A 13,814-nucleotide genomic window follows, 5' to 3' on the forward strand; every position below is an offset into this window, starting at 1 on the left:
GAGACATGACCGGCAACGCGCACAACGCAATTGAGACTTACGAGTGCGATGTGCTCGTGGCCGGATCGGGCTGCTCGGGCATGTCGGCCGCGATCACCGCACGATATCGCGGCCTCGAGGTGCTGATCGTCGAGAAGGAGCAGCGCTTCGGCGGCACCACGGCGCGCTCCGGCGGCTGGTTGTGGATCCCCGGGACCTCGCTGGCGAAGGCCTACGGCATCGCGGAGACGCCGGAGCAGGCTCGCACCTATCTGCGGCACGAGGCCGGCAACAATTTTGACGCCGCGCGCGTCGATGCGTTCTTGAGCGCTGGCCCCGAGGCTGTCGATTTCTTCACCACCAAGACCGCGCTGCGTTTCGACATGCCGCTGGTGTTCCCGGACTATCACGCCGAGGCGCCAGGCGGCGCGCAAGGCGGTCGCTCGATGGTGACGCGGCCGTTCGACGGCCGCGAACTCGGCGACCAGATCACGACGCTGGGCATGCCGCTGCCGGAGCTCACCGTGTTCGGCATGATGCTCGGAAGCGGCAAAGAGATCATCCACTTCATGCGCGTAACGAAGTCGCTGACATCGGCGGTCTACGTCGCCAAGCGGCTGTCTCGGCATCTGATGGACGTGCTGCGCTACGGCCGCGGCATGACCTTGACCAACGGCAATGCGCTCGCGGGGCGTCTCGCCAAATCCGCGCAGGATCTGAAGATTCCGATGTGGCTGTCATCGCCGGTACGCAAGCTGAGCGTCGAGAACGGCGCGGTGATCGGCGCGATCGTCTCGCGCGACGGCCGCGACGTGCGCGTCCGCGCGCGGCGGGGCGTCGTGCTCGCCTGCGGCGGCTTTCCGCACGATGTCGAGCGCCGCAAAAAGCTGTTTCCGCACGCACCGACCGGTCATGAGCATTTTTCGCCCGGCCCGACCGGCAACACCGGCGACGGTCTGCGCCTCGCGGAAAGCGCCGGCGGACATGTCGAGGATCGGCTGCCGAACGCGGCGGCCTGGGTGCCCGTGTCGCTGACGACGCGCAAGGACGGCTCGAAGGGCGTGATGCCGCATTTCATCGATCGCGCCAAGCCCGGGGTGATCGCGGTCATGCGCGACGGCAAGCGTTTCACCAATGAAGGCAACTCCTATCACGACTTCGTCCAGGCCATGACCAAGGCGGCAAAGCCCGGCGAGGAGATCGCGGCCTATCTCGTCTGCGATCACCCAACGCTGCGCAAATACGGACTTGGCTGCGTGCCGCCGTTCCCGATGCCGCTCGGTCATCATCTCGCGACCGGCTACCTCATGCGCGGCGAGACGCTGGAGGCGCTGGCGGCGAAAGCCGGCATCGATGCCAAGGCGTTCACCGAGACGATCAAGCAATTCAACGCAACTGCGCCGCTGGGTCACGACGCTGCCTTCGGCAAGGGATCAAAAGCCTATAACCGCTATCAGGGCGACGCCATGCATGGTCCGAATCCCTGCATCGCGCCCATCGAAAACGGGCCGTTCTATGCCATCAAGATGGTCATCGGCGACCTCGGCACCTATGCCGGCATCGTCACCGACGAGAACGCCCGCGCGCTGGATTCCGAGGGCCGGGTGATTCCCGGGCTCTACGCGGCCGGCAACGACATGGCGAGCATCATGGGCGGCAATTATCCCGGCGCCGGAATCACGCTTGGGCCAGCGTTGACCTTCGGCTACATTGCCGGCCGTCATCTCGCCGACAGCGCCGCCAAGCGCGACGCGGCCTAAGCGAAGCGCATCGGAGGCGCATGAAGAGAGAAAGCCGCGGCATCCAGTCCATCGAGGTCGGCGGAGAATTGCTCCGTGCGCTCGCCAGGAGCGGCGAGCCGATGATGCTGCGCGATCTCGCGCGCGAGGCCGGCATGACGCCCGCCAAGGCGCATCCTTATCTCGCCAGCTTCTCGCGCATCGGCCTGATTGAACAGGACGAAACCACCGGCCGCTACGAGATCGGCGCGCTGGCGCTGGAGCTCGGCCTGATCAGCCTGCGCCGCCTCTCCGGCGTCCGCATCGCGCAGCCGAAGATTGCCGCGCTCGCGAGCCAGGTCGGTCACGCCGTCTCGCTCGCGGTGTGGGGCACGTACGGCCCGACCGTGGTGCAGCTGGAAGAGCCCGGCCAGCCCGTGCACGTCGTGATGCGCGCGGGCTCGGTGATGGCGCTGCTGGAGACCGCCACCGGCCGCGCCTTCGCGGCCTTCCTGCCGGAGAAGACGATCAATGCCGCGCTCGAAAGCGGCCTCGATCGCCAGGGCGTCGGCTACAATCCGAAGCGCGCCGTGAAAGGCGCCAAGGTCGCCGACATGCTCACCGAGGTCCGCAAGCACGGTCTCGCCCGCGCGCTCGGCGATCCCCTGCCCGGTGTCAATGCGTTCTCCGCGCCGGTATTCGATCATTCCGGCCATGTCGCGCTTGTCATCACCGCGATGGGGCCGGAAGGGACGTTCGATGCGCGCTGGGATAGCCCCATCGCGCATGCCTTGCGCGATTGTGCCGGCGGCATCTCGAAGCGGCTCGGTTATGGGATGACCTTGGCGGCGGAGTAGGCCGTCATGGCGGCTTGTCCCGGCCATCCACGCAGCGCCACAATTGCCAAAGCACGCGGATGCCCGCGTCGAGCCGGGCATGACGACTGAGATGCACCGGCGAGACCTACTCGTCCTTCACCGGCACAGTGTAGTTAGGAGCAATCGCCCGCCATCAGGCCGCCGCAAATCCGAGATGAGCCCGGAACCGGTTCTTGATAAAGACGGCATCGCGGGACGGCAGCGAGCGCGGCGGATTTTCGGCCCTGACCTTGACGACAAAAAGCCGCGGGCCGTCGGCCGGTTCGGCGATATCAGCGGCCAGGCCTCGCACCTCCTCCAACGTCCGAACGGTCGCCGTTGCGACAAAACCGCAGGCGGTTGCGATCGCCGTGAGATCGACACCGCGCCCGGTGTGGCTCGCCTGCATTCCGGTCTCGCCAAAATGCTGGTTGTCGATCACGACGATGGCGAGATTGCGCGGCCGGGCGACGCCGATGGTGGCGATGCCGCCGAGGCCCATCAACTGCTCACCGTCGCCGGTCAACGCGAGGACGCGCCTGGAAGGTTGCGCCTGGGCAAGACCAAGGCCGATCAGCGCGGCGCCGCCCATGGCGCCCCAGAGATAGAAATTGTCGTCGCGGTCGCCGGCCGCGTGCAGATCGTAGGTCGGCGAGCCGAGGCCAGCGACAACCAACGTGTCCTTGCGATTCTTGAGAAGGGCCGCAACCGCTGCACGACGATCGAGTTCGGAGGGAACGCTCATCGGTATCACCACTTCTTCTTGCCAATCAGGCGTTGCCCGATCAGAACAGCGATCTGCTGGTCGGATTCGTAGGCGAGCGCTGCCGCGGATTCGACTGTCTCGACCAAATCCCCTGCCGTCTCGGCGCGCATCACCTTCAGGCCGATCGCCTCCAGCGAGGGCTGCGTCGCCCGGCTCATCGGCACCTGCCAGGGATTGAACTCGGCCCATTCGCCGCGCATCGTCACCAGCATCAAGAGCGGAAAGCGGCCAATCGCGGACAGCGACAGCATGTTGATGCAATTGCCGACCCCGCTCGACTGCATCAGCAGCACGCTGCGCTGACCGCCAAGCCAGGCGCCCGCGGCGATCGCAATGCCTTCCTCTTCGGTCGTCAGCACATTGGTGGTGACGTCAGCGTCGGCGGAGAACAAGCGGATCAGCTGGCTGTGGCCGGCATCCGGCACGTAGGACATCTGCTTGACGTCGGCCGTCTTCAGGACGCGATAGAGCTCGGATGGCCAGTCGATTTCGGGATGGGGCTTGGGGCTTTGCACCTGAGTCTCCGTGAATTTCAGGAGAGATGCTAGCGATGTTTGCGAACGAAAGCTCTGACTGTCTGGGACGATCAGGTATCGAGGGATTGTATAGCTGGGAGCATGGAGCCACCGACCGCCTCCCTCTGGTGAATTACAGATGCGTTCTCCCCACCCCGGACGAGGTGAGAACCTCAATTCGCCGCGGACCTCACCGCGGCCGGCATGTAGATCTGCGCGTAGCCTTCCTTGATCGCCGACGTGATGCGATCCAGGCGGCGATCGATGTGCTTCTCCAGCACGGACACGCAGACCTCTTCGTTGCGCGCCTTCAGGCCTTCGAGGACGGCGCGGTGCTCGGCCTGGGTGTTGGAGCGGTTGATGCTGTCCATGTCGATCCAGCGCACGAAGCGGATGCGGGCATTGACGTTGCGCAAGACACGCAGCATCTCGGCATTGGTCGACATGGCCATCAGCCGCTCGTGGAACGTCTCGTCGAGTTCGACCAACTCCACGGAAGAGCGCTCGCCGGGATCGGGGCCAGTGGCTTCGAGGAATTTCAGGAGCGAGTCGATGTCCTCGTCCCTGGCGCGCCTGATGGCGAGGCGGACCGAGGCGACCTCGATCGATTTGCGCAGCTCGTAGAGATCGAAGATCTCGTGCGCGTCGAGTTCGCGGCAGAAGAAGCCCTTGCCTGGCGTGAAGCGCAGGAAACCTTCGGTGTTGAGACGGTTGAGGGCTTCGCGCAGCGGCGTGCGGCTGACGCCAAGCCGCTTGGCCAGCTCACCCTCGTTGAGCCGTTCGCCCGGCTTGAACTCGTAGCTCACGGCCATCGCCTTGAGTTGTTCATAGACGCGATCGACGATACTGTCGGAAGCCAGTTCCACGTTACTCATCATCAGCAGCATTCATGCTCGAACACAGCCAATATACTGGGGCTGCAGGAATGATTGCAATGCAAACGAAAGTGGAGGTCGTGAAGGGTGACATCCAGAATCAGCTGAAGGCGCGCGGGCGCAGCCCCGCATGAAACCAGGTGATCATGGAATAGATGTCGTAGACCGGCAACCCCACCTCGGCCCGCAACGCGGCCGCATAAGGCGGCATGTTGGTGCATTCGAGCACAATGGCGCCCACGTCCGGATTCTTCGCAACCAGCTGCTTTCCCGCCTCGACGACATCACGCTCGGCCTGGGCCACATCCATGTCGTCCTTCTCGGCCTTGATCAGAACCCGGAAAAATTCCTTGCCAGTGCTCGGTGCCGACCAGCGGTGTATCGAGCGGCACGCCTGCGCCTTCGAGATGGGCCGGCGTCAGGGTCGAGCCCGACACCGTGACGAGGCCGACGCGCTTGCCCGGCGGCAAGGTCGCCTGTACCCACGGCACCTGCATCAGCGAGGAGGTCGCAACGGGAACGCCGACAGCCGACGCGATCTCCTTCTGGAACAGCGAGAGGAAGCCGCAATTGGTGGTGATGGCTTCGGCCCCGAGCCGCACCAGATCCTTGGCAGCATCGATGAAATCGGGCAGCAGGCCGGCGGCGCCTTTCAGCACCACCTTCTCCGGCGATGCGCCGCTCACCACGCGATACAGCACGGGAAACGGCCAGGTCGTGCCATTGCCCATGTCGCCGGGGATGCGGGGGAAGCGCGCTTCCAGCATCAGGATGCCGAGAGGTGCGCCGTAGATGGCCTTGCCGCCACGGGCGATGCGGGAAGATGAGCTGGCTGCTTGAGTCATGGTGCGATCTCAGAGGAAGCGATTGGGCGAGAACGGTGCGAGCGGAATTTCCGGCTGCTTGCCGCTCAGGAGCTGGGCGACAAGACGGCCGGTACGGGCCGAGCCGACCAGCCCGATATGGCCATGGCCGAAGGCATAGACGATATCGCGCGAGGCGCGCGCATGGCCGATGCAGGGAATACCATCAGGCATGCTGGGGCGATGACCGAACCAGGTCTTGATACGCGACGCCGGAATGTCCCTCGGCAGCTTCGGAAACATGCTGAGAAGGTGGTTGCGCAGGATCTCGGCGCGCTTCCAGTTCGGCGCGGCCTCCAGGCCCGCGATCTCGACCGTGCCGGCGGCTCGCAGGCCCTTGTTGGTCCAGTTCACCACCATCTTGGCGTCGGACGCCATCATCGAGCTGCGTGGTCCCGTTTCCGGATTCTCGATCATGACGTGATAGCCGCGCTCAGTTTCGAGCGGCAGCGGATCGCCGACCGATGCGGTGAGTTTTTTTGAACGCGCGCCGGCTGCGACCACCGCGGCATCGCACGCAATCTCACCGGTCTCGGTAAAGACGGCGACGAGCTTGTTGCCCGCAAGCTTGAGCCCCGTGGCTTTCGCATGCACCAGCTTGGCACCGTTCGCCAGCGCATGCCGGGCGAGCGCCGCAACGTATGCGCCGGGATCGCGGCAACGTCCGGCTTCCTCCACCACCACACCGAAAGTGTAGCGCGGATGCAGATCCGGCTCGCGCTGACGCATCTCGTCGGCATTGAGCTCCAGCCATTCGATGCCGACCTTCCTGCGCAGCCGCCAGCCGAGATCGTCATCGAAATTGCCGCGCGACGGGAAGACATGCATCACGCCGTTGCGCTCGATCAGTTCGGGAACGCCTGCCTCTTCCGCGAGCTTCCGGTGCAACAGCGGCGCGTCCTTCAGGAGATCGCGCAGCACAAGCGCCGTCTTCTCGACGCGCGCCTCGGTCCAGCCCGAAAGGAGATACTTGAGCAGCCAGGGCAGCGCCTTCGGCAAATACGACCAGCGGATCGCGAGCGGGCCGAGCGGATCCATGAGATACCCAGGCACCTTCTTCCAGGTGCCCGGCTCGGCCGGCGGGATCACCGAATGCGAGGAGAGCCAGCCGGCGTTGCCGTAGCTGGCGGCCTGTTCGCCACCGGGCGCGCCGGCATCGATCAGTGTAACGCGATGTCCCTCGCGCAGTGCCTCGATGGCGCTGATCACGCCGATCGCGCCGGCTCCGATGATGGCGACGTGACGGCTCTCCGACATCGCCTACGCCTTCACCGCGGGCGTAAAGTCCTTGCCGACCGAGATCGCGCGGGGATCGATGATGCAGTGGAGGATCGACGGCTTGCCCGAGGCCAGCGCGCGCTCGAACGCCGGCGCGAATTCTTCCGTGCGCTCGACGCGCTCACCATGACCGCCGAACGCCTTCGCATACATCGCAAAATCAGGGTTCTTGAGCTGGGTGCCGACGACGCGGCCGGGATAGTCGCGCTCCTGATGCATGCGGATGGTGCCGTATTGCGAGTTATCGACGACGATCACGATCAGCGGCGCGTCATACTGCACGGCGGTCGCGAATTCCTGGCCGTTCATCAGGAAGCAGCCGTCACCGGCGAAGGCGACGACGACACGATCCGGGTACTGCCGCTTGGCGAGCACGCCCGCCGGCACGCCATAGCCCATCGACCCCGAGGTCGGCGCGAGCTGAGACGCAAAGCTGTGGAAGCGGTGATGGCGATGGATCCAGCCGGCATAATTGCCGGCGCCGTTGCAGACGATCGCGTCCTTCGGCAGCCGATCGCGCAGCCAGGTCATGACTTGGCCGTACTGGAACGTGCCCGGCAGCTCACGCGCCTTGTCGGTCCAGGCGAGATAGTCGGCATGCGCCTTGGCGGCTTCGCCCTTCCAGGCAACCGCGCCTGAAGGCTTCAGCGCCTGGACGGCGGCGGCGAATGCGGCCGGCGTCGCCTGGATCGCGAGATCAGGCTGATAGATGCGGCCGAGCTCTTCCGAGCCTGGGTGCACATGGATCAGCTTCTGCTTCGGCGCGGGAATGTCGAGCAGCGTGTAAGACGACGACGGCATCTCCGACATGCGGCCGCCGACGAGAAGGATGACATCGGCATTGTCGACGCGGGCCTTGAGACTCGGGCTCGGTCCGATGCCGAGGTCGCCGGCATAGTGCGAATGGTCGGCATCGATCAGCGAGGCCCGGCGGAACGAGGTCGCGACCGGCAGGTCGAAGCGCTCGGCGAAACGCGCGACGCTCTTGGTCGCCTCATCGGTCCAGCGCGAACCGCCGAGGATGACCAGCGGCGCCTTGGCGCTCGCCAGCATTGCACCGACCTGCTCGAGATCTGATGGCGCCGGCCAGCTCACCGCCGGCTCGATGCGCATGGCATCGGCGACAGCGGCGGTCTCGGTCAGCATGTTCTCGGGCAGCGCGATCACGACGGGACCGGGGCGGCCCTGCATCGCGACGCGGAAGGCGCGCGCGACCAGTTCGGGAATGCGGTCGGGACGATCAATCTCGACCGCCCATTTCGCCATTGAGCCGAACACCGCCCTGTAGTCGAGCTCCTGGAACGCCTCGCGCTCGCGCATGCCGGTATCGACCTGGCCGACGAACAGGATCATCGGCGTCGAATCCTGCATCGCGATATGGACGCCATGGCTGGCATTGGTCGCGCCGGGACCCCGGGTGACGAAGCAGACACCGGGCCGGCCGGTGAGCTTGCCATAGGCTTCGGCCATCATCGCCGCGCCACCTTCGGCGCGGCAGATCACGACGTCGATCGGGCTGTCATGCAGCGCATCGAGCGCCGCCAAGTAGCTCTCGCCGGGCACGCAGGTGACGCGGTCGACGCCCTGCGCGACCAGCTGGTCGATCAGGATCTGGCCCCCGGTGCGGGTGTTTCTGATGGTCATTGACAGCTCCCTGCAGGCTTTAGCGAATGCGTTTTTGTTCCGAGGTGGCGTAGGACAGGCGGAAACAACGCGCAAGGCCGATGCAAACGGTTCAGAGGGCAGCGGCGCGCATGTCAGCGGCGCGCGGCAATCGCGATCACCTCGATGCGGTAGGCCGGATCGGCGAGCTCGACCTTGCCGCAGGCACGCGTCGGTGCGTTGCCCGGAACGACCCAGGCATCATACACCGCGTTCATCGCGTCGAAATCGTCCATGGTTTTCAGCCAGACCTGAACGCTGAGCAGGCGCGACTTGTCGGTGTCGGCGCGGGCCAGCATGTCATCGACCTTCGCCAATGCTTCGCGGGTCTGCTGGGCGATGTCAGCGGTCTTGGTATCCGCTACCTGGCCGGCGAGGAAAACGAGATCACCGAACACGGAAGCGCGGCTGCGGCGGGCGTTCTGGTCGATGCGCGTGATATCAGACATGGATGTCCTTTACGTGCCGGTCGCGATGACGCGGCGGCAGTGATCGAGCGCCGCGCCGATGAGATTGTCGCTGGCCTCGGGCGTACGAAACGCCGAATGCGCCGACAGCGTCACGTTCGGCAGCTTTGTCAGCGCGTGGCCTGCCGGGAGCGGCTCGACGGTGAAGACGTCGAGGCCGGCATGCGCGATATGGCCCGAGCGCAACGCATCCAGCATCGCTTCTTCGTCGACGACAGCGCCGCGCGCCGTGTTGATCAGGATGCTGCCCTTGCGCATCCGGGCGATACGCTCGCGCGATAGGAAACCCTTGGTTTCGTCGTTGAGCAAGAGATGCAGCGAGACGACGTGGCTCTCCGCCAGCAGCTTCTCCAGCGAGACGAACTCGACGCCGGGATGCGTCTTCGGCGTCCTGTTCCAGGCGATCACCTTCATGCCGCAGCCGGCCGCCATGCGCGCGGCTTCGGCCGCGATGCCGCCGAAGCCGATCAGGCCGAGCGTCTTGCCGGTGAGCTGCACGGCATCACGCCGTAGCCAGTTGCCCTCACGCATGCCGCGGTCCATCTCGCCAAAATTCTTGGCCGAGGCCCACATCAGCGCGATCGCGCATTCGGCCACCGCGGTGTCGCCATAACCCTTGATGGTATGGACGGCGATTCCACGCGCAGCGAGCTCCTCCGGATTCATGTAGCTGCGCGCGCCGGTGCCGAGAAAGATGACGTGCTTCAGCTTCGCGCACTTCTCCGCGATCGCTGATGGCACGGCCGTATGGTCGACGATCATGATCTCGGCATCGCCGAGCAGGTCGGGCAGATCGTCCGACTTGATGGAAGGATTGCGGTTGATGCCAACAGGCAGCTTGGTCCCGCCCAGCAGCTTCTCGGTGACCGCTGCCAGCGTGTCGTTGGCATCGACGAAAACAGCGCGCACAGACTTCCTCCTCTGACGCAATTTTCTCTCGCTTTGCCAGAGGACTAGGCTCTAACCTGCTTCATCGCACAACTCCCGGCAAGGCTGTAATACCATATTGCATTATGCCCTGAATACAGAAATAGTGCCCAGCCGGAGCTGCTGATCATTCCCAGGGAGCACTGACCATGAACCGTAGGGACGCACTCACCACCGTCGCGCTGGCAGGCGCCGCAATGGCCGCGACCGCCTCGGCCCGGGCCGACACCGCGCCGGCCTCAACGCTCGATCGCATCAAGAAGAGCGGTGTGCTGCGGATCGCTGTGATCGCCGGCCAGGATCCCTATTTCCACAAGGACCTCGCGACCAATCAATGGTCAGGCGCGTGTATCGACATGGCGAACGACATCGCCGGCAAGTTAGGGGCCAAGGTCGAGACGCTGGAATCGACCTGGGGCAACCAGATCCTGGATCTTCAGGCCGACAAGATCGATCTCGCCTTTGCCGTGAACCCGACGCCAGAGCGCGCGCTGGTGATCGACTTCTCGACGCCGATCCTGGTGCACTCCTTCACCGTCATCACAAAGAAGGGCTTTGCCAAGCCGCAGAGCTGGGCCGAGCTCAACAAGCCCGAGGTCAAGATCGCCGTCGACATCGGCTCGACCCACGAGACCATCGCGCGCCACTATTGCCCGAAGGCAACCATCCTCGGCTTCAAGACGCGCGACGAGGCGATCCTCGCGGTGTCGACCGGCCGCGCCGACTGCAACGTCTCGCTGGCGGTGCTGTCGGTCTTCACGCTGAAGAAGAATCCGACGCTTGGCGATCTCGCGATCCCGCGGCCGCTGCTGACCCTGCCGACCAACCTCGGCATCCGTGCCGAATCCGATCGCCGCTACAAGGATTTCCTCAGCGCCTGGGCCGACTACAACCGTTCGCTCGGCCAGACCCGCGAATGGCTGCTGAAGGCCTATGAAACCGTCGGCCTCAGCGCCGAGGACATCCCGAGCGAAGTGCAGTTCTAGACCGGCGGTCTGAAGCAGCTGAATCGACCAGCTACGGGCACCTGGCCTCTCCCGCTTGCTTGCGGGATAGGTCGGCACGACGCGCCGGGTGAGGGGTCTCTCCGCACAGCGGCTCTCGCTTGCAGAGACACCCTGTGCCAATTGCGGACATCCGGATCACGATAGGATGAACCAACAGGTTGACTTATCTCAAGACTGCAGTCGGAACGCGAGCTAACCTGTCCTTGCAAGGCAGCGATACGTCCGGACAATCGGGAGGTAGAGCATGTACCGGCACATTCTCATTCCGACAGATGGGTCTAAGCTAGCGGAGCGTGGGGTTGCGCACGGATTGGCGCTGGCGAAATCCCTCGGGGCCACCGTATCCTTCATCTTCGTTGTGGAAGCGTTTTCCGAAGTCTCAGGCCGGTTCCTCGAAGCGGTCGCAACATATGCCGAGTTGCGCAAGGAACAGGCCGCCAGCATATTGAATGGCGCGGCAAAGGCGGCCAGGACGGCCGGTGTTTCCTGCGAGACGATTCAAGCGGAGAGCGGGCAACCCCATCAGGCCATCATCGCAGCCGCCGCGGAGAAGGGCTGCGATCTCATCGTCATGTCGTCGCATGGGCACAGCGGACTTACCGCGCTTCTCATCGGGAGCGTGACGAACAAGGTGCTTACACACGCAAAGACCCCCGTCCTGGTCTGTCCTTGAACGGGAGGCGCCTGTTAAGGTCAAACAACCGCACCGGGAGATGGCGACGGGTTGTCGAGAAAGGAGGCCGCCAAATGTACACCCGGATTCTCCTCAGCACGGACGGATCGGACGTCGCAAGAAACGGCATCAGGCATGGGATTGCCTTGGCAAAGGCCTTGAAGGCCAAAGCGACCGTCATTGCCGTGACGGAGTCACTGCCAATCGACTACGGGAGCGGACACGCCCCGGGATGGATCCCGTCGCAGCAGGAAATCGACAGCTTCGATGCGGCCTCCAGGGAGCGTGCGCGCAAAGTCCTCGACGAAGCACGAGCCATGGCAGAGCAAGCCGGGATAACCGCGGAACTCCTGCACGTTCCGAATGCGCACCCGGCCACCGCGATTATCGAAACAGCAAAGTCAGGAGGCTGCGACTTGATCGTTATGGGCTCTCATGGGCGCCGGGGGCTCAAGAAGCTATTCCTGGGAAGTCAAACATCGGAGGTCCTGGCCGACGGAAGCGTGCCGGTGTTGGTCGTACACTGACCGCGATAGCGCAGGCCTTCATTGAGCGGCACCATATCGACGTTCCCGGCGAGGTGCAGTTCTGATCGGTCATTTGTGTCTTGGACCTCTCCAGCCGTGCAACAAGCGGCTGGAGACGTTCTTGAGTGGATGTCACGAGACAGATTGACGCGGATGCCCTGAGCAAACCGGGACGCTGATATGCGGACCGCTTTACGTGGGCCTGCGGTGTTGACGCGAATCCTGACGCGTTTAAGTAGGTGGGACAAAGACTGCAGGGATGGCGACGTTTGCTGGGCTGGTTCCCGTTGCCGTCACCTAAGCAGGACACATGACGACCTCGCCTCACGCGACCTCGCCGCGCAATTCAACGCCCCCTCATCTCGCCATCGTCCTGTTCTCGCTCGCGATGGGCGGCTTTGCGATCGGAACCACCGAATTCGCATCGATGAGCCTGCTGCCGTTCTTCGCGGCCGACCTTCATATCGACGAGCCGACGGCCGGACACGCGATCAGCGCTTACGCGCTCGGCGTGGTGCTGGGCGCGCCGCTGATTGCCGTGATCGGCGCACGGTTCGCACGACGCACGCAGCTACTGGCGCTGATGGCCATTTTCGCGCTCGGCAACGCCCTCACCGCGCTGGCGCCGGGCTTTGGCGCGATGATCGCGGCCCGTTTCCTGTCAGGCCTGCCCCACGGCGCCTATTTCGGTATCGCTGCGCTGGTCGCGGCCTCGCTCGTTCCGCAACATCGCCGCTCGCAGGCAGTCGGCCAGGTGATGCTGGGCCTGACCGTCGCCACCATCATCGGCGTGCCGATGGCCAATCTGATCGGTCAGATGGCCGGCTGGCGCGCGAGTTTCGGTCTCGTGTCGGGACTGGCCTTGCTCACGATGCTCCTGTGCGCGCTGTTTGCGCCGCGCGACCAGGCCGGCCGGTCGGATCCGCTGCGCGAACTCGGCGCGCTCAAAAGCCGCCGCGTCTGGATCACGCTCGCGATCAGCGCCATCGGCTTCGGCGGCATGTTCGCCGTCTATACCTACCTGGCGACGACGTTGATCGAGGTCACCAAGGTCAGCACCGACGTCATCCCGTTCTTCCTCGCGATCTTCGGCGTCGGCGCCACGCTCGGCAATCTGTTCGTGCCGCGCTTCGCCGATCGCGCGCTGATGCCGACGGCGGGAGGCATCCTGCTGTTTGCGGCCGTGGCGCTGCTGGTGTTTCCGCTCGTCGCCGGCAATCCCTGGCTGCTGGCGATCGATATTTTCGCCATCGGCGCCAGCGTCGCACTCGGTGCCATCCTGCAAACGCGCCTGATGGATGTCGCGGGGCACGCACAGGCGCTCGCGGCCGCGCTCAACCATTCGGCATTCAACACCGCCAATGCGCTCGGCCCGTTCCTCGGCGGCCTCGCCATTCGCCAGGGGCTGGGCTGGACCTCCACCGGCCCCGTCGGCGCCGGACTCGCGCTTCTGGGCTTTCTGATCTGGATCGTCGCCTATCGCGACACCGGCCCGGCTGCGGTCAAGCCCGGCTCGGGCGACGCCTCCGCACCTCGCGAGAACGAGCCGGTCAGACCCGCGCCAGCACTGGCGCCGGAGAACCGGACGCGTGCGGATCGTGCGAGGGACCCGGTGGCATGACGGATCGCGGCGCTCGGAACAGAGCGCGTTGAGAGCCTGTCCGTGGATCATCGCGGCCACGAAGGAGGCCAGCAGGCCC

At 64.8% G+C, this 13,814-nt stretch carries 13 protein-coding genes and 1 pseudogene; 6 read left to right on the top strand and 8 right to left on the bottom strand.

The genetic code is table 11. The features are described from left to right. The first annotated feature begins 5 nt into the window (after positions 1 to 5). Together ACVIIW_RS02090 and ACVIIW_RS02095 are read left to right on the top strand one after the other, a co-directional pair. Entirely contained in the window at positions 6 to 1,739 is a 1,734-nt protein-coding gene (locus ACVIIW_RS02090) for an FAD-dependent oxidoreductase (protein WP_456699221.1), read from the top strand. A 20-nt stretch (positions 1,740 to 1,759) separates the two neighbouring features. Continuing rightward, positions 1,760 to 2,554, top strand: coding sequence for an IclR family transcriptional regulator (locus tag ACVIIW_RS02095; RefSeq protein ID WP_456699222.1), 795 nt, complete (start codon positions 1,760 to 1,762; stop codon positions 2,552 to 2,554). A gap of 154 nt (positions 2,555 to 2,708) precedes the next feature. Here the strand turns inward: ACVIIW_RS02095 and ACVIIW_RS02100 are convergent, their stop codons facing one another. The 8 genes and pseudogenes from ACVIIW_RS02100 to ACVIIW_RS02135 form a co-directional block, all read right to left on the bottom strand. Beyond that, on the bottom strand, positions 2,709 to 3,299 hold the full coding sequence (locus ACVIIW_RS02100; protein ID WP_456699223.1) for a thiamine pyrophosphate-dependent enzyme: 591 nt from the start codon (positions 3,297 to 3,299) through the stop codon (positions 2,709 to 2,711). A gap of 5 nt (positions 3,300 to 3,304) precedes the next feature. Continuing rightward, positions 3,305 to 3,835 (bottom strand): phosphonopyruvate decarboxylase, encoded by a 531-nt coding sequence (locus tag ACVIIW_RS02105; RefSeq protein ID WP_456699224.1) that lies wholly within the window; start codon positions 3,833 to 3,835, stop codon positions 3,305 to 3,307. 173 nt (positions 3,836 to 4,008) lie between these two features. Next, positions 4,009 to 4,713 (bottom strand): GntR family transcriptional regulator, encoded by a 705-nt coding sequence (locus ACVIIW_RS02110; protein WP_456699225.1) that lies wholly within the window; start codon positions 4,711 to 4,713, stop codon positions 4,009 to 4,011. Positions 4,714 to 4,810: 97 nt separating this feature from the next. Then, positions 4,811 to 5,555 (bottom strand): annotated as a pseudogene (locus ACVIIW_RS02115) (aspartate/glutamate racemase family protein). Between the two features lie 9 nt (positions 5,556 to 5,564). After that, positions 5,565 to 6,830, bottom strand: coding sequence for an NAD(P)/FAD-dependent oxidoreductase (locus ACVIIW_RS02120; protein ID WP_456699226.1), 1,266 nt, complete (start codon positions 6,828 to 6,830; stop codon positions 5,565 to 5,567). 3 nt (positions 6,831 to 6,833) lie between these two features. Continuing rightward, the gene (locus ACVIIW_RS02125; protein ID WP_456699227.1) at positions 6,834 to 8,495 is read right to left on the bottom strand and encodes a thiamine pyrophosphate-binding protein; all 1,662 of its coding nucleotides are present in this window, start codon (positions 8,493 to 8,495) and stop codon (positions 6,834 to 6,836) included. 113 nt (positions 8,496 to 8,608) lie between these two features. Further along, positions 8,609 to 8,962, bottom strand: coding sequence for a RidA family protein (locus ACVIIW_RS02130; RefSeq protein ID WP_456699228.1), 354 nt, complete (start codon positions 8,960 to 8,962; stop codon positions 8,609 to 8,611). Between the two features lie 9 nt (positions 8,963 to 8,971). Further along, positions 8,972 to 9,889, bottom strand: coding sequence for an NAD(P)-dependent oxidoreductase (locus ACVIIW_RS02135; protein WP_456699229.1), 918 nt, complete (start codon positions 9,887 to 9,889; stop codon positions 8,972 to 8,974). A gap of 167 nt (positions 9,890 to 10,056) precedes the next feature. Here ACVIIW_RS02135 and ACVIIW_RS02140 point away from each other — a divergent pair, with 167 nt between their 5' ends. The 4 genes from ACVIIW_RS02140 (at position 10,057) to ACVIIW_RS02155 (ending at position 13,735) form a co-directional block, all read left to right on the top strand. After that, positions 10,057 to 10,893 carry a transporter substrate-binding domain-containing protein gene (locus ACVIIW_RS02140; protein WP_456699230.1) on the top strand — a complete coding sequence of 279 codons (837 nt, stop codon included), beginning with the start codon at positions 10,057 to 10,059 and terminating at the stop codon, positions 10,891 to 10,893. A 265-nt stretch (positions 10,894 to 11,158) separates the two neighbouring features. Next, positions 11,159 to 11,587, top strand: a complete 429-nt coding sequence (locus ACVIIW_RS02145) for a universal stress protein (protein ID WP_456699231.1) — start codon at positions 11,159 to 11,161, stop codon at positions 11,585 to 11,587. 74 nt (positions 11,588 to 11,661) lie between these two features. After that, positions 11,662 to 12,114 (top strand): universal stress protein, encoded by a 453-nt coding sequence (locus tag ACVIIW_RS02150; protein WP_456699232.1) that lies wholly within the window; start codon positions 11,662 to 11,664, stop codon positions 12,112 to 12,114. A 310-nt stretch (positions 12,115 to 12,424) separates the two neighbouring features. Then, the gene (locus ACVIIW_RS02155; protein WP_456699233.1) at positions 12,425 to 13,735 is read left to right on the top strand and encodes an MFS transporter; all 1,311 of its coding nucleotides are present in this window, start codon (positions 12,425 to 12,427) and stop codon (positions 13,733 to 13,735) included. Positions 13,736 to 13,814: the final 79 nt, after the last annotated feature.

The sequence above is a fragment of the Bradyrhizobium sp. USDA 4449 genome, from assembly GCF_054056275.1.